General features: G+C 35.7%; 17 protein-coding genes and 1 tRNA gene. 7 read left to right on the plus strand and 11 right to left on the minus strand.

Going from position 1 to position 17,999, the window contains the following annotated elements:
* Nucleotides 1-67 precede the first annotated feature (67 nt).
* The 4 genes from EL158_RS00240 to EL158_RS00255 all read left to right on the plus strand — a co-directional run bounded on the left by EL158_RS00240 (nucleotide 68) and on the right by EL158_RS00255 (nucleotide 4,364).
* A complete protein-coding gene (locus EL158_RS00240) occupies nucleotides 68-235 on the plus strand; it encodes a hypothetical protein (protein ID WP_232008209.1) in 168 nt (55 codons plus the stop codon).
* 203 nt (nucleotides 236-438) lie between these two features.
* A complete protein-coding gene (locus tag EL158_RS00245; RefSeq protein WP_004278096.1) occupies nucleotides 439-798 on the plus strand; it encodes a DUF485 domain-containing protein in 360 nt (119 codons plus the stop codon).
* On the plus strand, nucleotides 795-2,441 hold the full coding sequence (locus EL158_RS00250; protein WP_027304731.1) for a cation acetate symporter: 1,647 nt from the start codon (nucleotides 795-797) through the stop codon (nucleotides 2,439-2,441). Before EL158_RS00245 ends, EL158_RS00250 begins: the two co-directional genes overlap by 4 nt.
* A 111-nt stretch (nucleotides 2,442-2,552) precedes the next feature.
* Nucleotides 2,553-4,364 carry a PhoX family protein gene (locus tag EL158_RS00255; RefSeq protein WP_027304730.1) on the plus strand — a complete coding sequence of 604 codons (1,812 nt, stop codon included), beginning with the start codon at nucleotides 2,553-2,555 and terminating at the stop codon, nucleotides 4,362-4,364.
* A 30-nt stretch (nucleotides 4,365-4,394) separates the two neighbouring features.
* Here EL158_RS00255 and EL158_RS00260 read toward each other — a convergent pair whose 3' ends face one another.
* The 6 genes from EL158_RS00260 to EL158_RS00285 all read right to left on the minus strand — a co-directional run bounded on the left by EL158_RS00260 (nucleotide 4,395) and on the right by EL158_RS00285 (nucleotide 10,122).
* Nucleotides 4,395-4,988, minus strand: a complete 594-nt coding sequence (locus EL158_RS00260; RefSeq protein ID WP_174705430.1) for an FkbM family methyltransferase — start codon at nucleotides 4,986-4,988, stop codon at nucleotides 4,395-4,397.
* A gap of 11 nt (nucleotides 4,989-4,999) precedes the next feature.
* Entirely contained in the window at nucleotides 5,000-5,164 is a 165-nt protein-coding gene (locus tag EL158_RS00265; RefSeq protein WP_126361352.1) for a phosphoglycerate mutase, read from the minus strand.
* Between the two features lie 10 nt (nucleotides 5,165-5,174).
* Nucleotides 5,175-6,191: a GTPase ObgE gene (gene obgE / locus EL158_RS00270; RefSeq protein ID WP_027304729.1), complete on the minus strand. Its 1,017-nt coding sequence runs from the start codon at nucleotides 6,189-6,191 to the stop codon at nucleotides 5,175-5,177.
* Nucleotides 6,182-6,574: a preQ(1) synthase gene (gene queF / locus EL158_RS00275; protein WP_027304728.1), complete on the minus strand. Its 393-nt coding sequence runs from the start codon at nucleotides 6,572-6,574 to the stop codon at nucleotides 6,182-6,184. The genes obgE and queF overlap by 10 nt, the downstream gene beginning before the upstream one ends.
* 272 nt (nucleotides 6,575-6,846) lie before the next feature.
* Complete coding sequence (locus tag EL158_RS00280) at nucleotides 6,847-9,852, minus strand: hypothetical protein (protein ID WP_126361355.1); 3,006 nt, start codon at nucleotides 9,850-9,852, stop codon at nucleotides 6,847-6,849.
* Between the two features lie 194 nt (nucleotides 9,853-10,046).
* Nucleotides 10,047-10,122: transfer RNA gene (locus tag EL158_RS00285), tRNA-Phe, on the minus strand.
* Between the two features lie 125 nt (nucleotides 10,123-10,247).
* On the opposite strand from EL158_RS00285, the gene EL158_RS00290 reads away from it, so the two are divergent.
* Nucleotides 10,248-11,591: a TrkH family potassium uptake protein gene (locus tag EL158_RS00290; RefSeq protein WP_027304777.1), complete on the plus strand. Its 1,344-nt coding sequence runs from the start codon at nucleotides 10,248-10,250 to the stop codon at nucleotides 11,589-11,591.
* Nucleotides 11,592-11,602: 11 nt separating this feature from the next.
* Nucleotides 11,603-12,253: a potassium channel family protein gene (locus EL158_RS00295; protein WP_027304778.1), complete on the plus strand. Its 651-nt coding sequence runs from the start codon at nucleotides 11,603-11,605 to the stop codon at nucleotides 12,251-12,253.
* On the opposite strand, the gene EL158_RS00300 is transcribed toward EL158_RS00295, so the two are convergent.
* Nucleotides 12,250-13,410 carry an amidohydrolase family protein gene (locus tag EL158_RS00300; RefSeq protein ID WP_027304779.1) on the minus strand — a complete coding sequence of 387 codons (1,161 nt, stop codon included), beginning with the start codon at nucleotides 13,408-13,410 and terminating at the stop codon, nucleotides 12,250-12,252. The genes EL158_RS00295 and EL158_RS00300 overlap by 4 nt on opposite strands.
* A gap of 1 nt (nucleotide 13,411) precedes the next feature.
* Nucleotides 13,412-14,314, minus strand: a complete 903-nt coding sequence (locus EL158_RS00305) for an NAD(P)H-dependent glycerol-3-phosphate dehydrogenase (protein ID WP_027304780.1) — start codon at nucleotides 14,312-14,314, stop codon at nucleotides 13,412-13,414.
* Between the two features lie 89 nt (nucleotides 14,315-14,403).
* On the opposite strand from EL158_RS00305, the gene EL158_RS00310 reads away from it, so the two are divergent.
* On the plus strand, nucleotides 14,404-14,778 hold the full coding sequence (locus tag EL158_RS00310; RefSeq protein ID WP_027304781.1) for a hypothetical protein: 375 nt from the start codon (nucleotides 14,404-14,406) through the stop codon (nucleotides 14,776-14,778).
* Here the strand turns inward: EL158_RS00310 and EL158_RS00315 are convergent.
* From EL158_RS00315 to EL158_RS00325, 3 genes are read right to left on the minus strand one after another with little or no spacing between them, the layout of a single operon-like run.
* Complete coding sequence (locus EL158_RS00315) at nucleotides 14,749-16,857, minus strand: heavy metal translocating P-type ATPase (protein WP_027304782.1); 2,109 nt, start codon at nucleotides 16,855-16,857, stop codon at nucleotides 14,749-14,751. The genes EL158_RS00310 and EL158_RS00315 overlap by 30 nt on opposite strands.
* The gene (locus tag EL158_RS00320; protein WP_027304783.1) at nucleotides 16,857-17,051 is read right to left on the minus strand and encodes a heavy-metal-associated domain-containing protein; all 195 of its coding nucleotides are present in this window, start codon (nucleotides 17,049-17,051) and stop codon (nucleotides 16,857-16,859) included. The genes EL158_RS00315 and EL158_RS00320 overlap by 1 nt, the downstream gene beginning before the upstream one ends.
* Nucleotides 17,041-17,973, minus strand: coding sequence for a cation diffusion facilitator family transporter (locus EL158_RS00325; RefSeq protein ID WP_027304784.1), 933 nt, complete (start codon nucleotides 17,971-17,973; stop codon nucleotides 17,041-17,043). Before EL158_RS00325 ends, EL158_RS00320 begins: the two co-directional genes overlap by 11 nt.
* Nucleotides 17,974-17,999: the final 26 nt, after the last annotated feature.

The raw sequence follows: 17,999 nt of genomic DNA on the forward strand, positions 1-17,999 counted from the left end.
ATTATGACGAACTTATGTATTTATTTTTATCTGTGCGAAACAAAAACTAGCATTGTTTATATTTGCTGTGCTACTTGGGATTTTAGTTAGCATTGTGAATAATGCCGCACATTATGTGATAACGCACCCCTATCCACAAGCCCCTGATTTTGCTAATGGGCGATTTGTTTCATCGGCAAATATAGGATTAAGCACTGCAATGCTATTTAGGGTGCGATTGGAAAAGTTTAAGTAAGCAAGTGGGATAAATCTAGTTTATAATCAAATTTAGAAATCAATTTTTATAAAAATGTGAATTTTAGTAACATTTTTAAGCAAGTGTTACTTTTCTTAATATTTAATCACAAAATTCTACGATTATTTTAAATTTAAACACTTAAAAGCCCTAATGAAGCAATTTTTTTGCTATATTATTTCAAAAATCAAAAGGAGTTCGCTATGAATTTAAACTCTACGCAAAAAAATGCCTTATCAAATTTTAAAAAATTTGTTTCTTTTAGAAACAAAATATCCCTTTACTTGTCCTTAATTGTGCTGATTTGTTACTATATCTTCATTTTAGGCGTAGGACTTACGCCTGAAATTTTAGGCTATAAACTCGGTCCTAGTGCAATAACGCTTGGCATTATGGCAGGGGTTGGCTTAATTGTGCTGTGTATTATTTCCACAGGAATTTATACCTTCATCGCCAATTATTTTTTAGACAAAGAGCAAGAAGAAGTGCTTAAAAACTTAGAAAAAGAAGGCTTGATAGACGCCTTACAAAATGGAAAAATCAGCTATAAGGAGATCTTATGAAAGCTTTAGTTTTTTTAAGCTGTCTTTTAAATTTAACCTTTGGTGCTGGTTTTGAACTAGGAGAGGTTAGTCAAAAGTCTTTAAATATAACGGCTATAACTATGTTTTTACTTTTTGTTTTAGCGACCCTATTTATCACTTATTATTCTAATAAAAAATCCCAATCTAAAAGCGGATTTTACACAGCTGGGGGTAATATCACTGGTATGCAAAATGGTATGGCTATCGCGGGTGATTTTATGAGTGCGGCAAGTTTTCTTGGTATCACGGCTTTAGTTTTTACAAACGGCTTTGACGGACTGATTTACTCCATAGGCTTTTTAGTAGGTTGGCCTATTATTTTATTTTTAATCGCAGAAAAATTCAGAAATCTTGGCAAATTCACCTTTGCAGATATTACAGCCTATCGTTTAGAGGCTAAATCTATAAGAACTATTTCGGCAATTTCAGCCCTAAGCGTCATCGTTTTTTATCTCATTGCACAAATGGTAGGAGCAGGACAGCTTATACAATTACTTTTTGGCTTACCTTACACCTTTGCAGTTATTTTAGTGGGAATTTTAATGATATGTTATGTAGCTTTTGGCGGTATGCACGCAACGACTTGGGTGCAAATCATAAAAGCCATTTTACTCTTATCGGGAGCGACTTTTATGGCGATTATGATTTTATATCTTACGAAATTTGATTTAAAATATTATTTTGATTTAGCCATTTCACACCATCCAAAAGGCGAGAGTATTATGAAGCCTGGCACTTTTCTACCCGATACCATTTCAGCCCTTTCTTTAGGCTTAGCACTGATGTTTGGAACGGCGGGACTGCCTCATATTTTAATGAGATTTTTTACCGTTAAAGACGCTAAAGAAGCGAGAAAGTCCGTTTTTTACGCGACAGGCTTTATAGGCTATTTTTATATACTCACTTTCATCATAGGCTTTGGAGCCATAGCACTTTTACTAAGTAACCCTGAATTTATCAATGCTGATGGAAGCTTTAAGGGTGCTAGTAATATGATAGCTGTAACCTTAGCCGAGCTTTTAGGTGGGGATATTTTTTTAGGCTTTATTTCGGCAGTAGCTTTTGCGACTATTTTGGCTGTTGTTGCAGGACTTGCTATTTCAGGTGCGGGAGCGATTAGCCACGATTTATATGTCAATGTTCTTAAAAATGGCAAGGTCGAACATAAAAATGAAATGAAAATCACAAAATTCGCAACCATAGGCATAGGAATTTTCGCCATTTTACTTGGCATAGTTTTTGAAAATCAAAATGTCGCCTTTACCGTAGGACTTGCCTTTGCTATCGCCGCAAGCGTGAATTTTCCTATACTTTTGCTTTGCATTTATTGGAAAAATCTTACCACAAAAGGTGCTTTTTGGGGTGGTTTAATAGGACTTATAGTCGTTCTTGCTCTTGTGATTTTAAGCCCGAGTATATGGGTTAAAAGTTTTGGCTTTAGTGAGGCAATCTTTCCTTACGACCACCCCGCTTTATTTTCAATGCCTTTAAGTTTCTTACTTATTTATCTCATCTCCAAATTTGACCGCTCCAAAAGGGCTAAAAAAGATAGAGAAGGCTTTGAAGCACAAGATTTTAGAGCGCAAAGTGGTGTAGGCATTAGCGAGGCAGTAGCTCATTAAAATTCATTAAGCGTAAAATGTCAATTTTACATACATTTTACGCACTCTTCTTAAGCTTTTTACAAACTTATTTTACAATTTAATACCACGAAATTTATAAAAAGGATTTTTATGCAAAGACGCGATTTTTTAAAGGCAAGCTCTCTTGCACTTTCTTATGTAGGCTTTTTTACAGCAGCACCAATTAACGCTTTTGGCACTTCTTTAAAGGGACAGAATTTGCTAGGATTTAAGGCAATTAGTGCGAGCACAAAAGATGAGGTTATCGTCCCAAGTGGCTATGAAGTTAAGCCTCTCATTAGCTTTGGCGATCCGCTTTTTAGCAATGCCACGCCTTTTGATGAAGGCAAAACAATCAACGCAACTTCCATTGCAAATATCGCAAAAACTTTCGGTGATAATACAGACGGAATGTCGCTTTTCCCACTTGATGATGAAAGAGCCATTTTGTGCGTTAATAATGAATATATTAATCCAGAGCTTTTATTTAACGATAATGGTAAAACTATGGATGAGCAAAAAGTAGCTTATGAGCAAAATGCTGTGGGTGTAAGCATTTTTGAGATTAAACAGGGTCAAAACGGCTTTGAAGTCGTGCTAGACTCTCCTTATAATCGCAGAATCACAGCCCACACTCCTATGCAAATTAGCGGCGGTGCAAAGGGTCATAAAAGTATGCGAACAAAGGCAGATAAGAAGGGTGAATTAGCACTTGGCACACTTAATAACTGTGCAAATGGACAAACTCCGTGGGGGACTTACTTAACCTGTGAAGAGAATTTTGATGACTTTTTTGGAAGTAGCGATGCAAACTACAAATTTACAGAAAGTGAAAAACGCTACGGACTAGGCGTAAAAAGCACTTATGGCTGGGAGATTGATTCTAGATTTGACCTTGCTAAAAATCCAAATGAGCCAAATCGCTTCGGCTTTGTTGTCGAAATCGACCCTTATGATGCAAATTCTACGCCGATTAAACGCACTGCACTTGGTCGCTTTAAGCACGAAAATGTTGAAATTGTCATTAGTAAAGAGGGTAATGTAGTCGCTTATATGGGCGATGATGAAATCAATGAATTTTTATACAAATTCGTTTCAAAAGGCAAATTTGATCCAAATAATCCTAAGAATAATAAAAATCTTTTAGATGAAGGAACACTTTATGTCGCAAAATTTGAGGGCGAGAATTTAAGCGGAAAAGGCGAGTGGATAGAATTAAGCTATGGTAAAAATAACCTTGTTGCTAAAAACGGCTTTCACTCTCAAGCCGATATTTTAATCAATACACGCCTTGCAGCAAGCATAGTAGGAGCGACTCCTATGGATAGACCTGAGTGGATTGCTGCTGATTTAAAAGGCGAATTTGTCTATGCAACACTAACCAATAATAAAAAAAGGGAAAGCACAGACGCTGCAAATCCACGCGTTAAAAACATTTACGGACAAATTATAAGGTGGAGCCCTAAGAAAAATAATCATTTAGATACCAAATTTGAGTGGGATATGTTCTTACTCGCTGGTAATCCTACCAAACATCCAAACAGCCTTCATAAAGGAACAAGCAATATCACTAAGGATAATATGTTTAACTCACCTGATGGCTTGAAATTTGATAAATTTGGTCGTCTTTGGATACAAACGGATGGCGATTATTCCAACAAGGGCGATTATGAGGGTATGGGAAATAATCAAATGCTTTGTGCTGATCCTGCCACAGGCGAAATTAGACGCTTTTTAACCGCTCCTATTGCTGCGGAAGTTACTGGACTTGCTTTTTCAAGCGATCATAAAACGATGTTTGTCGGTATCCAGCACCCGGGAGAAAAACTTGCTCCAAGCCACTATCCAAACGGCGGAAATTCTACACCTAGAAGCACCATTGTCCAAATTCGCAAAAAAGACGGCGGCATTATAGGTAGCTAAAAAGAAAGGCTTAAAAGCCTTTCACCACTTTTAAACCCAGTCTAAATAGATATTTTTAATTTGCTTTTTTGCGATTTTTTCTTTTAATATGCTTATTTTTTCTTTAGGATTATCAAAAAATCTTTCGTGAGTTTCTACCATAATATACTCGATATTTTCATATAAATTTTTTTCAATCAAAGCGTTTAAAACATCAAATTCAGCCCCTTCAATGTCAAGCTTTACAAAGGCTATTTTGCCGTGTTTTTGAATAAGCTCTGCGATAAATTCACAAAAGTCTATCATCTGCACTTCATAAGCACTTTTTTGCTTTGCTTTAGGCATAGAAATGATGCTATTTCCACTGCTTACAACATCTTCGTTCATATTATAAAAAATCGCTTTTTCATTTTTATGTGAGATAGCTTGCTCTTTTAAAATCAATCTTTCATTATCCTTATAAAGATTTTTCAAAAAAGCCGCTAGGTAGATATTTGGCTCAAAAGCATAGCAAATTCCGCCACTTGCTAAAGCCACATCACTAAAAACACCAGCATGCGCTCCGCCGTCTATGAAAACGACCTCCTCGCCCCTACTTGAACGCAGATAAAAATCATAAAAAATATGACGATACTTAGGACGAATTTCAGCCCTTTCTAAGAGAAAGTTAAAATATGAAACCCCCCCCCCCCCATTTGTGCATTTTGCAAAAGCTCACATTGATATTTTAAATATCTTTTCATATTTGTATATTTACAAATTCTTAATTTACCAAGATAAATTTCTCTTAAACCATTTTCGTGCTTGATTTTACGAAACATTTTTACTCCTTTAGTTTTTATTTTTCACTTGTTCTAAAAGTTTGAATTTAAGCTCTTTAAGTCCTGTTTTATCAAGGCTTGAAACTTTTAAGATAAACATAGGCTTTTCATTTTGTAAAAAGCTTTCTAAATCCTTAATATTTTCTTTAAGCTCCTTAGCAAAACCCAAATTCTCGCTATCAATCTTAGAAATCATCACACCAAAAGAACGCTTACTAAGCTCTTTAGAAAAGCTAAGAAGCTCCTTTTTTAAAATGATAAATTGCTCTTTTAAGCTCATTTGTCTCATCGTATCCAAAACAAAAAGCAAAAAATTCGTCCGCTCAATGTGCTTTAAAAACAAAAGTCCCAAGCCTTTCCCTCCACTAGCACCCTCAATAATGCCCGGGATATCCGCCATTACAAAAGAGTGATATTCATCAACCTCCACAAGCCCGAGTTTAGGTGTCAGCGTGGTGAATTCATAATTGGCAATTTCAGGCTTTGCGTTTGAAACTACGCTTATAAGAGTGGATTTACCAGCATTTGGAAAGCCTACTAAACCTACATCGGCGATGAGTTTTAGCTCAAGCCTTACCTCGCAAATTTCGCCTTTAACACCGGGCTGTGCGTAATCAGGGCGTTGATTAGTTGAGTTTTTAAAATGCGTGTTTCCAAGCCCTCCCTTACCGCCTTTTAAAAAAACTTCCCTCTGCCCCTCTTTCACTAAATCAAGCAAAATTTTACCCGTTTTTGCGTCAATGATTTGCGTTCCTTGTGGGACGATAAGCTCTAAATTTGTGCCTTTTTTGCCATTTTTATTACGCCCAGATCCTGCGGCTCCATTTTGTGCGCGAAGTTCTTTTTTGCCTTTAAAATTCATTAAAGTATGGGTATTATTATCACAAATGATAATTACATCGCCGCCATTTCCGCCGTCTCCGCCATCAGGTCCGCCCAAAGGCACATGCTTTTCACGGCGAAAGCTTACCGCTCCTTTGCCGCCGTCTCCTGAAGCAAGGGTTAATTTTACGCTATCTATAAACATTGAGGCACGACCATATCGCTACGGCATTCTATGAGAGTATGCACATTTCCGCGTGGGTTAAAGTCCCCAACGACCTTTATCCATTTAGGTTTTAACTTATCTTTTAAAGTGCTATAAATTTCATTAATGCTTGCTTCGTGGCTAATATTACGATTCATAAAAGAATTGATATAAATTTTTATCGCTTTTAGCTCAACGACAAGCTTATCAGGCATATACTCCACATAAATAGTGGCAAAATCAGGATACCCACTCCTAGGACAAAGACAACAAAACTCAGGCAAAGTAATCTTAATCACATAATCATTTTGTGCCGTGTTTTCCCAAAGCTCCAAATCTTTATCGACATCAAATTCTTTAATTTCTTTTTCACCATAACGCATAGTAATCCTTTGTAAATCAAAAATTATACAACAAAGAATTAAATGGTAGCCAAAAGCGTGAGCCTCATAGGCTCACATAGTAGTTAAACTCTCACCACCACCAAGCATATCTAAACATAAAGGCGTGAGATCTTATAGTATTAGCTGAAGAGAAAATTCCACTATATCCTAAAGCTATTTTTTACTAAGGAGTTTTATAGAAATGCAAACTAAAAAAATAAACAGACTAACTCATAAGGACACAAGCCTTAGCTTATATCCTTTAAAAAGTCTTAAAAAGTCTTATGCAGTCTTAAACTAGCAGTGTGTGATGTTGCACTTTCTCCAAAGAGGAATTTATAGCCTAAACTTACATCTACTCCATAAGGATTTATCCACATAAAAGCTCCCCCTAATTGTGAATAGTATTTTGATGTTTCAAAATGATTGGTAAAGTTTTGATTATTGATTTTAGTTTGGGTATCTATTTCATTATTAAGATTGACCCTTACACCTCCATCAAGCTGAATAGCAACATTATCTTTTCTTTTAAACCAATTCAAACTTGCTGTTGCATAAGTGATACCATAAGTCATATCATCTAAGCTTTCTTTATAGGCTAATTTATTCCCTTTCATATCAAAGCCTTTTAACTTAGCTCCTGTATGACCTATGCCTATTTGAGGAGTGAGATATTGGCTATGATCTTGTAAGTTATAATAAATAATAGAAGCTAAAAATACTCTAGCATCATAAGCATAGTTTTTTGCATCTCCTTGAGATTTAAAACCACTTACTGGTTCTCTTTCAAGATCTGCTTTAGTATAAGAGCCTCTTATATCCACTCCACCAAAAAGTTGTCCTATATGACTTTGAGCTAGTTCTATGCTATATTTTGAACCAAGTAAGAAAGTATCACTATCAAAATTAAAGACATCATCAGCTAAATGAGTCTTATTTTTCTCTACTGCTCCATAAAGCATTAATAAGCTATTATCAAAATATGTATGTCCTCCTGCTAAGATACCAGAGCTTGTTCCATCTGCTTTTTCTGGTATATCTGCTAAGTCTGTTTTAATCTTAGAATAATAAGGACGCACAAAGATATCAAAATTTGTATCAGGTTGGGTTCTTTTATATCTTAAAGAAGCACGACTTGCTTCATTTAAGAAAGAATCAAATAATAAAGAACGACGCCCTAATTGATTGATAAAGGCTTGAGAGAATAAACCTGCCGCACCAAGATTAGCATTAAAACGGGTGTCTATAGTTTGAGTTTGTGCATTAAATTTCCCATAAAAGCCACTTTGTTTAAGATCTTGTGAAAAGTCTGCACTTTTAACATAAACATTTCCAACTCCAGTATTAGCAGCACCTGATACTGAATTAGCTAAAGAAACACTTTTACCAATTTGTGTATCCTCACTCACTAAGGCTATGGTAAGTTTATCTATGGCTACTTTAGCTTGAGTGGTATTAGCATTACTTGTGCTATCTACAAGCTTAACAGTTGCATAGGTTTCTTGTGCTGTGGTGGCTGTTCTTACTTCACCAAAATTTAGAGTAGGAGCAGCACCACTTGCTATTCTAAAGGTAGAAATTCCATTATTATAGCCTATATTCATATTATCATTAATATTAATCTTACCATTTCCACCTATTTCTATATTAGCAATTCTACCTTGCTGCATATTATTTAGTTCAAAATCACCTGAAGTAATTTTAAGATTTTCAATAGTGCCTTGGTAATTGTTTAGGGAGCCACCTGTGCTAGTGAGGGTGTTAATCGTGCCTAAATTATTCACTTTTGCATTTGCACTTGTATTATTAAGCGTAGTGATACTTCCTCCACTTGTATTCATTACATTAGCACTATTATTAAGAGTGCTAATTGTGCCTGATTGATTATTAACATTACCTCCTGTGTTATTAAGCATAGTGATAGTTCCACCTGTATTCATAACCCTACCGCTAGTATTAGTTAAGGTTGCTATAGTTCCGCTTTGATTTGTTACACTTGCATTGGCATTATTGTTATTAAGCGTAGTGATGGTTCCGCCTGTATTCATTACATTACCGCTACCATTATTGTTGAGGGTGGTGATAGTTCCGCTTTGGTTGGTTATAGTATTCATATTATTAAGAGTGCTAATTGTTCCGCCTGAGTTTGTAGCTTTACCATTATTGTTAAGGGTAGTGATAGTGCCCGTGCCATTTATAGCATTGATAGTGCCACTATTATCAATATTACTTAAAGTTGAATTATTTCTTATTTGGCTTATGGTGCCTCCTCTGTTTTCAATCTTATCACCTATGCTACCGCCATTCTCTATGACTATGCCTTGACCACCAATGGTGCCTGTATTTAAGATGCCACTGCTAATCGTTCCGCTTTTAATTTCTATGCCCCCTCTTATCTCTGTGTTATTAATAATTTTTTCTATTGTTCCGCCATCATTGATGATTTTACCTTCAATGCGACCTTCATCATAATTTGCGGGAAGATAATTTTGAACAATTAGGTGCGTAATGGTTCCTTTATTAGTAAAATCTCCTGCTAGAATACTTCGCATAAAAATAGCTCCACCTGTGATGTTTGCTGTGGTATCCCATTCAATATTCTTTATATATCCATAATTAGATAAATTTCTCTGTATATTCCCACTCACTTTAAGCTTATCTATCTTGTGATAAGTTTGAAATCCACCGCTTACAGTCGCACCATCTTCAATAGTAAGAGTGCCTATGCCTCGACTATTGCCTGCGTTATTTATAGTTTTTAAATTCGCACCTTGCTTAATTGTTAAATTCTCAATGCGCCCCCCGCTCTCATTACGAATACTATTGCCACCAGTATTATTTATTGTTCCACCGACTTCAAGATTTGTTATTGTCCCTTGATTAAAAATACCGTGCTGTTGCGTAGTGAGTGTTTTACCATTACTTAACACAATACTACTAACGCTAGTGCCTTTACTCACAGAGACACCGCCCCTAGTGCCAGTAGAGCCATTAGCAGTAAGGTCAGCATTGATAGTTAAAGTTCCTGCGGAGTTACCATTTGTATAAAAAATCCAGTTTTTGTTATTAACCGTGCCTCCGTTTGAGATTGTTAAATCATTGCCATTTTGGCTACTTCCATCAGGCTTATTATGCACCCACCCTGCTTGCAAAGGGCTATATAAAGCAGTGATGACGCTTAAGGCTAAGAAAGAGGGGATTAAACGACTTTTGAAACTATGAGAGTCTAAGCGACTCTGGGGTAAATTTTGAATTCCTTGCTGATTACAGAAGAGCATTGCCCCCCCCCCCCCCCGCAAGAGAGTTAATAAGATCTTTTTTCATAACTAAATCCTTTCTAAATAAGATAAAAATTACCCTCAATTATAAAATAAAATTAACAAAAAGTAAAGAGGAATTTGAAAAATCGTTTTTTTTTTTTTTTGTAAAATGTGTAAAAATAGGAGTTTTAAAGGGATAAATGGAGTAAAAGTGGTGGTTAGAGGCAGAATCGAACTGCCGACACGCAGATTTTCAGTCTGCTGCTCTACCGACTGAGCTATCCAACCACAATGAAAAATGTAATTCTATCTTTTTAACTTTAAGATAAGTTTAAAAATTCCAAATTTATTTTATACTTTTTAAAGTTTTGATAAGATAGAATAAAATTTTTTAGCTTAAAAAAGAGGAATTTTTGAAACAATTTGGACTAGATAGACGCACCTTTAAAATTTTTCTCGCAGGATATATCATCATCGCTTTTTTTGGTGCGGTGCTTTTGAGTTTTGAGTGGGCACATACTAAGCCTATATCCTTTATAGACGCTTTTTTTACTAGCACTTCGGCTGTAAGTATGACGGGGCTTGTAGTGAAAAACACGGCAGCGGATTTCACACTACTGGGGCAAATCATCATCTTAGCGCTTGTGCAAATTGGCGGCTTGGGCTATATGGGGATAGGACTTTTTGTCTATATGCTCATACGCAAAAAGGTCGGCTTTAGTGGTAGGAATTTGCTTAAAGAGTCCTTGCTTTATCCCTCAATGGACGGGATTTTTAAATTTTTTAAAAAAGTTTTGCTTTTTATTTTCATTATAGAGCTTATAGGCACGGTGCTTTTTACCCTGCGATTTGCCTTAGAAATGGACTTTACTAAGGCTTTATGGTTTGGCTTTTTTCACGCTGTGAGTGCCTTTAATAACTCAGGCTTCATACTTTTTGAAAATGGCTTACTACATTATAAACACGACCTTGCGATTAATCTTTTGATTACTTCTTTGGTGATTATTGGGGGGCTTGGGTATTTTGTGGTGATTGAGCTTTATTTCTTTCAAAAAAAGCGTTTGCAAAGCCTTAGTTTGCATACGAAAATTGTCATTTTTGCGACTATTTTTTTCATCATTTTTTCTACACTCATCACTTTTATTTTTGAATATTCTAACGCTAAAAGCATAGGGGAATTTTCCTTTTTTGACAAACTTTTGGCGTCTTATTTTGCGGCTGTGAATTACCGCACTTCAGGCTTTAATACTTTAGATATTGCAAATTTTAAAGATGCGAGTTTGTTTTTTGGCTCTTTGTTTATGGTGATAGGGGGTGCGCCTGGAGGCACGGCTGGGGGTATGAAAGTAACAACTGTGATGGTGCTTTTACTCTATGCTTACTGGACTTTGAGAAATGGGCGTGTGAGAATGTTTGGCTATGAAATTCCGCAAGAAACGATTAATAAGGCTTTTATCATAGCCGTTGGTTCGGCTGTTTATATAGTCGTGGCGGCGATTTCTATCTCCTTGCTGGAGACGGATTTTAAATTTATCGCTTTATTTTTTGAGACCTCTTCTGCTTTTGCCACGGTGGGACTTTCGGTAGGAGATGGGGGGACTCTTTCTTTATGTGCGAAATTCCACGATACGAGCAAAATTATTATTATCATTATGATGATAAGCGGTAGGATAGGCGTTTTTGCCTTTTTTCTTTCTGTGTTTAACCAAGATAAGGCTATACATTTAAGATACCCTCAAGGCAGGGTTAATTTATAAAAAGGATAGAGATGAAAAATTTAACTTATGGCGTGATAGGACTTGGAAAATTTGGCTCTGTGGTGGCGGAGGAGCTTTTAGCCGCAGGGCATACGGTGGTGATAGCGGATAAAGATGAAGAAGCGCTTAAGAATATACAAAATAGCGTTAATTACGCTTATATTTTGGACTCTACTAATGTCGCTGCCCTTAAGGAGGCTGGTTTTCACGACCTTGGGGTTGTGATAGTAAGTATAGGGGAAAATGTGGAAAAAAGCATTTTAACCCTAATGGCACTTAAAGACATAGGCGTGAGTAATATCATCGCAAAAGCCACTTCTAATATACACGGACAAATTCTTTCAAAGCTGGGTGCGACTAAGGTCATCTACCCTGAAAAAGAAAGCGCAAAAAGACTGGTGAAGGAATTTTTGGTGCAGAGTATGGATTTTGAAGTATTTGACCTCTCTTCTAATACTATGCGTGCGGTAAAAATCACTATCGATGATAAATTAGCAGGAAATTCACTCAAACACATCGCGCAAAATATGCACTTAGTCGCCTATAAAAAACTCAATAGCAACTGGGAAATTTTGCCCGATTTAGAGACCATTACGGCTTTTTCGGGTGATGTTGTGATTTTACTTGGCACGACAAAAGAGCTAAAAGAATTTGAGCATTAAAAGACAAATTCGCCTTTAAGCAAGTGGTGTTTAACCTCTCCTTTAAGTGTATCCTTGCTATAAAGGGAGTTTAGAGGAGCTTTTGTGCTTACATTTTCGTCAAATAAAATCAAATTTGCTTCTTTGCCCTCTTTGATTTCTCCGCTGTTTAGCTTTAAAAACTTGGCTGGATTGAGACTTGTCGCTTCGCATAATTTTTCCCACGATATAAAGGCATTTTGCACTAAAAAGCTATAACAAAGGCTCACATACTCGCAAATGCTGTGAATTCCAAACGCCGCTTCATCAAAGGCTAAATCCTTTAAATTTGAAGACTTAGGGCAGTGCATAGCACTTAAAAAGCGAATTTTGCCTTTTTTAAGGGCATTTTGTAAAAAGGCTCTATCCTCTTCGCTTCTTAAGGGAGGTTTGATTTTCGCGGCGGTGTTAAAATTCTCACAAGCATTTTCATTTTTAATAAGATGATGAATACTTATCAAAATCGTCTCATCGGTAGCGATCTTAAGGGACCTTGCAAGACTTAAGCAATCATATATAACCTCACTTTGATAAAAAGCGGCGATTTCTTTAAGCTTTGCGACTTCGCTACTTTCTGCAAGCTCACTCATACCTATAAGCCCTAATTTAGAGCTTAAAAGGCAGTCGTTCATCACGCCATTATCGTCAAAATCTTCATTTAAGCATTTTGCAAAAATAGGCACTTTTTTCATCAGGGCGTATTGCATAGCGATTTTAAGAATATTTGCATTAAGTTTGCTTTCAAGATCCAAAGCCACAGCACCTTGATTAATCATTGAAGCGATATTTTTAAGCGGTTCTTTAACCTTAACGCTAGAAAAAATTTGTAAAGTTCTGTGTGATAAATTTTGTAAAAATAAAATAAAAGTTTCTTCATCAAAGTCCATTACATCACGCAAAAGTATAGTGCTAACTCCGCCTTTTAAGCACTCTTTTTCCAAAAGATCTAGGTGATTGAGCGAAAATTTGTCATTTTTAAGATAGACACATAAATCGATAAAAGAGGGCAAAAGCGTTAGCCCCTTAGCGTCAAAAATTTCTTCTCCTTGCAAATTTTCGCCTATTTTTTGTATGAGTCCTTGTGAAATTTCAAGGTCTTTTAGCTCTTTTCCATAAATTTTTGCATTTTTGATAATCATTTTATATCCAATCTTTTTGTTTTAAGAGTTTTTCTACCGAATTTCTTACGCTCTCACCTTGTAAAATGCTTACTACTTCGCTTACTATGGGGGTGTAAATTTGATTTTTTTTAGCCAATTTTTCGATAGCAAAAGCCGTTTCAACGCCCTCAGCCACTTCGCCAAGCGTTTGTAAAATTTCTTGCAAATTTTTATTTTGTGCTAACATTAAACCTACGCGGTAATTTCTTGAAAGCATACTTGAAGCTGTTAAGAACAAATCCCCAGCCCCGCTTAACCCTAAAAAAGTCTCCTCTTTTGCCTTAAAAAATTTGCCAAAGCGGTGCATTTCGATTAAGCCTCTTGAAATGAGACTTGCCCTTGCATTATTTCCAAGCTTTAAGCCATCGCATATCCCACTAGCTATAGCAAGGACATTTTTATACGCTCCGCAAATTTCAGCCCCTCTTACATCATCATCAATATAAGTTTTGATAAAGGGAGGGAAAAAATTTGCAAATTCCTTACAAAGGGCTAAATTTTTACCATTAATCATCAATGCAGTTGGCAAGTGCTTTTCTACCTCCGCAGCAAAGGACGGACCGCTTAAGACGCAAATTTGATTTTCATCTAAAAATTCCATAAAAATTTCATCTAAAAATAATCCTGTCCTAGCCTCAATCCCCTTAGAAGCAATCAATACTTTTGCATTTTGATTTTTAAAATGCGTTTTAAGCCAAGTATGCAGGGCTTGAGCACTTAAAGCAAAGATGAGATAATCGCATTTTAAAGCTTCTTTTATGGGGATAAAATGAGGCATTTCTCTTGGAGTAGGAGAGCTTATAAAGCAGGTATTTTTCGTGTTTAAAGCGTGGTATAATGCACTTCCCCATTTTCCAGCACCTATGATGGCAATTGAACTCATTTAGCACTTTCTATTGATTTTATTTTATTTTATCCTTTTTTCATTAACTTTAAGCAAAATAAGGTAAAATCGCACTAAAAAGGATTTTTATGCTTATTTTTGGATACAAGTTTATAAAAGCTCCAAATTTCATTTTTACAAAAGAAAATTTTAGTGATGTAAGGGGGGCGATTTTTTGTTTTGATTATGATGAAAAATGTATTAAAGAAGCGAAAAAAAGGGGGGTTAAATTTGCCATTTTCATTAAGGATAAAGATGAAATTTTTCTCTCTAATGCTTTAGGGGCGGAATATTTAATTTTTAAAGATGAAAATTTGGCTAAGTTTGGTGCAAAGGCGGCGGAATTTTATTTATTTGATAGTAAAATTTTAGCACTCGTTAAAGAATTTTGTCATTTAGAAAAATACTATGAAATGGGCGTTGATGGCGTGATTTTAGAAAGTTTTATCCATTTTAAGTCTTAAAGAATTTAAAACCACAGCTAAAGAGCTTAAACTCATCATTAAAGCGGCTAAATGTGGGCTTAATGAAAGGCTAAAAGCCCCCGCTGCAAGAGGTATGCTAAAAAGATTATAGCTAAAAGCCCAAAAAAGATTAAGCTTGATGATGTGTTTTGTCCTTTTTGCCAGATGAAAACAAAGCTTAATGAGGGTCAAATCTTCACGCATTAAAATAATATCGGTATTTTGCTTTGCTAACTCACTTGCCTCGCTAAAACTTATGCTAAGGTCTGCTTTTTGAAGTGCGGCGGCGTCATTTAAACCATCGCCTATGAAAAGAATTTTACATTGTTCTTGTTCTTTTTGTAAGAAATTAAGCTTATCTTTGGGGGTCATTTTAGCGTGAAAGTCGATTTGTAATTCTTTGGCTATTTTTGCTACGCTTTTTTCATTATCTCCGCTTAAAATCACGCTTTTAATGTGTTGTAAATTTAAAAAGTTTATTAGCTCTTTTGCATCTTTTTTAAGGGCATTTTGTAAGGCTACGCCTCCAAGGCAAACGCCATTTTTAGCAAAATAAACCCTAATGGGTGCAAATTCATCGCAAGTATTTAAAAATTCTCTCGTTTTTTCTAGTTCTTTTGTGTCTTTAACTAGCTCTTCATTGCCTATGAGATAGGTATTTTCGTCCTCTTTGTAAATAAGCCCCTTGCCGATTTGATGAGTGATTTCACCTTTTAAGGTGCTTTCTTTTGATTTTTTAGCGATAGCTTTTGCGATAGGGTGAGAACTTTGAGTTTGAATTTGAGCGAGTTTAAGGAAATTTTCTTCACTTAAATTATGCTTAAAAACGCTTAGTGTATTTTGCGTGAGTGTGCCTGTTTTATCAAAAAACACAAGTTTGATTTGACTTAAAATTTCAAGTGCGGCAGGGTTTTTAAGCAGGATAAAATTTTTAGCTCCTTTTTCAAAGGCTAGAGCTAGAGCTAGAGGCGTGGCAAGTCCTAAGGCACAAGGGCAAGAGATCAAAAGCACGGCTAGCGCGTGTAAAAAAGCCTTTTCTAAATTTGGTAAATAAAATAGAAAAACTAGCAAGGCTAAGATGAGGATAAAGCCCACAAAATAAGCCGAAATTTTATCAATCAAACGCATTAGGGGGCTTTTAAAAAGACTCGCCCTAAAAACAAGGTCTTTAAGCTGCTCTAGGGTGCTATCCATAGCCTTTTTGCTTGCCTTTAGCTTTAAATTTCCGCTAATGATCATCGCCCCAGCCTCTATACTTTCTCCAGCTTTTTTAAGCACAGGCATAAATTCGCCATTTAAAAAGCTCATATCCACTTCAGCCCTGCCCTCTAAAATCAGCCCATCGACAGGACTTACTTCATTTTGAGAAAGTAGCAAAATATCATCAGTTTTGACAAAAGAGCTAGAAAGCTCCTTAATCTCGCCATTTTCAAGTAAAATTCTTGCCTTTTTAGCCTCTAAATTTTGGAGTTTGTTTTGGTATATTTGTGCTTTATTTTTAGTTTTTTCCTCGATAAATTTACCCAAAAGCACAAAAGAGACAATCATCGCCGCCCCGCTAAAATATAAATGCTCCCCAAAAAGCCCAAAATACACACACAAAGAGTATAAAAACGCACTTAAACTTCCCAAAGCAACTAGGGTATTCATCGTCAAATTTTTATGCCTTAAGCCCTTTAAAGCACTGAAAAAGAAGTCAAATCCGCAGTAAAAAATCACCACAAAGCTTAAAATAAGTTGTAAATTATAAGAAAAAGTGTTAAAAACAAACATTTCAAAAGCCATAATGACAGAACTTAAGATAAAAGCAAATAAAAGCTTAAATTTAAGGCGTTTTAGCTCTTTTTGCTTTGCATTTTCTATATTTAATTCATCTTGTAAGACACTAAAGCCTAGTTGAGAAATTTTATCTTTTACGCTTTGTTTTGCTGTGTCATTTTTAAGTAAAAAAACTCCACTCATATTTGTGTAAGAAATGCTAGCATCCTCCACGCCCTCAAGCTTTCTTGTAGCATTTTCTATGGCATTGGCACAATTTACACAGCTCATTTTGCCGATTTTAAGTCTATATTCTTCCATTAAAGTTGCTCTAAAAGTTCAAAACCTAGTTCGCTTAATTCTTTTTTAAAATTTTCTTTATCTTTTTCTTGTAAATTGACGCTTAAAATTTTAGCCTCAAGGTCAATTTCAATCGCACCAAAAGTGCTTTCTAGTGAATTTTTGATAAGACTTACGCAGTTATTACAATTCACATTAGCTATTTTAAATCGCATTTTTACTCCTTAAAGCTTGTATGGTCGAATGTCCTATATGAAATTTCTCAAGTAAATTTTTTGCCAAATCTTGCGATAAAAGCTCAAATTCATCAAGGCTAACAAGAGGCGTTTTAATATGCATAGTCGCCACTAGCATTTCATTAGTAATTTGCGTAATGTGTAAGTCAAATACCTCTTCAACTCTTTCATCCTCTAAAATCACAGCCTTAACGGCATTAATATCAACAGGAGAGCTTTCAAGTAAGATATTTGCACTTTGTTTAAGTAAAATCACAGCCCAACGCAAAAGTAAAAAAGCTAAAATGAGCGCTAAAAGACTATCGATGTAAAAAATTCCACTTAAATACACAGCCACTCCCCCCACGACAACCACAACAGAGCCAAGCAAATCACTCATCATATGGTAAAAGGCGGATTTGATGTTAAGATTATCCAAATTTGCATTTTTAAACATCAAAAAAGCGTTAAAGGCATTGACTAAAAGTCCCAAAAAAGCAACGATAATCATAGTCTTAGCGTCAATTTCTTCTGGATAAAAAAGCTTATAAATACTCTCATAAATAATAAAAATCGCCGATAAAATAATACTTAAAGCATTAATAAAAGCAACCAAAACTTCAAGGCGAAAATAGCCAAAGGTTTTTTGCTCATTTTGCCATTTTTGCACGGCAATTAAGGCAAAAAGACTTAAAGCTAGAGCAAAAACATCCGAAAACATATGCAAGGTATCACTTAAAAGAGCTAAGGAATTTGAAAGCAAGGCATAGACAAATTGCACAAACATCATCGAGGCAGTCATCGTTAAAGAAATCGTTAAAATTTTCTTATCCATAGTTCTTACATCGGCGTGATTATGAGCGTGAGTGTGATCGTGCTTACAAGCCTTTAATAAAGGCTGATGTGAGAGATAATCATACATTTTGATCCTTTTGCTAAATTATAAGC

This window comes from Campylobacter upsaliensis (assembly GCF_900637395.1).
GTDB classification, from domain to species: Bacteria; Campylobacterota; Campylobacteria; order Campylobacterales; family Campylobacteraceae; genus Campylobacter_D; species Campylobacter_D upsaliensis.

Coding starts and splice junctions, on each gene's coding strand:
- EL158_RS00320 (WP_027304783.1), bottom strand. CDS start 17,051: ATGCGATTTAAAATAGCTAATGTGAATTGTAATAACTGCGTAAGTCTT.
- EL158_RS00315 (WP_027304782.1), bottom strand. CDS start 16,857: ATGGAAGAATATAGACTTAAAATCGGCAAAATGAGCTGTGTAAATTGT.
- obgE (WP_027304729.1), bottom strand. CDS start 6,191: ATGTTTATAGATAGCGTAAAATTAACCCTTGCTTCAGGAGACGGCGGC.
- EL158_RS00245 (WP_004278096.1), top strand. CDS start 439: ATGAATTTAAACTCTACGCAAAAAAATGCCTTATCAAATTTTAAAAAA.
- EL158_RS00250 (WP_027304731.1), top strand. CDS start 795: ATGAAAGCTTTAGTTTTTTTAAGCTGTCTTTTAAATTTAACCTTTGGT.
- EL158_RS00295 (WP_027304778.1), top strand. CDS start 11,603: ATGAAAAATTTAACTTATGGCGTGATAGGACTTGGAAAATTTGGCTCT.
- queF (WP_027304728.1), bottom strand. CDS start 6,574: ATGCGTTATGGTGAAAAAGAAATTAAAGAATTTGATGTCGATAAAGAT.
- EL158_RS00325 (WP_027304784.1), bottom strand. CDS start 17,973: ATGTATGATTATCTCTCACATCAGCCTTTATTAAAGGCTTGTAAGCAC.
- EL158_RS00310 (WP_027304781.1), top strand. CDS start 14,404: ATGCTTATTTTTGGATACAAGTTTATAAAAGCTCCAAATTTCATTTTT.
- EL158_RS00300 (WP_027304779.1), bottom strand. CDS start 13,410: ATGATTATCAAAAATGCAAAAATTTATGGAAAAGAGCTAAAAGACCTT.
- EL158_RS00265 (WP_126361352.1), bottom strand. CDS start 5,164: ATGTTTCGTAAAATCAAGCACGAAAATGGTTTAAGAGAAATTTATCTT.
- EL158_RS00305 (WP_027304780.1), bottom strand. CDS start 14,314: ATGAGTTCAATTGCCATCATAGGTGCTGGAAAATGGGGAAGTGCATTA.
- EL158_RS00280 (WP_126361355.1), bottom strand. CDS start 9,852: ATGCTCTTCTGTAATCAGCAAGGAATTCAAAATTTACCCCAGAGTCGC.
- EL158_RS00255 (WP_027304730.1), top strand. CDS start 2,553: ATGCAAAGACGCGATTTTTTAAAGGCAAGCTCTCTTGCACTTTCTTAT.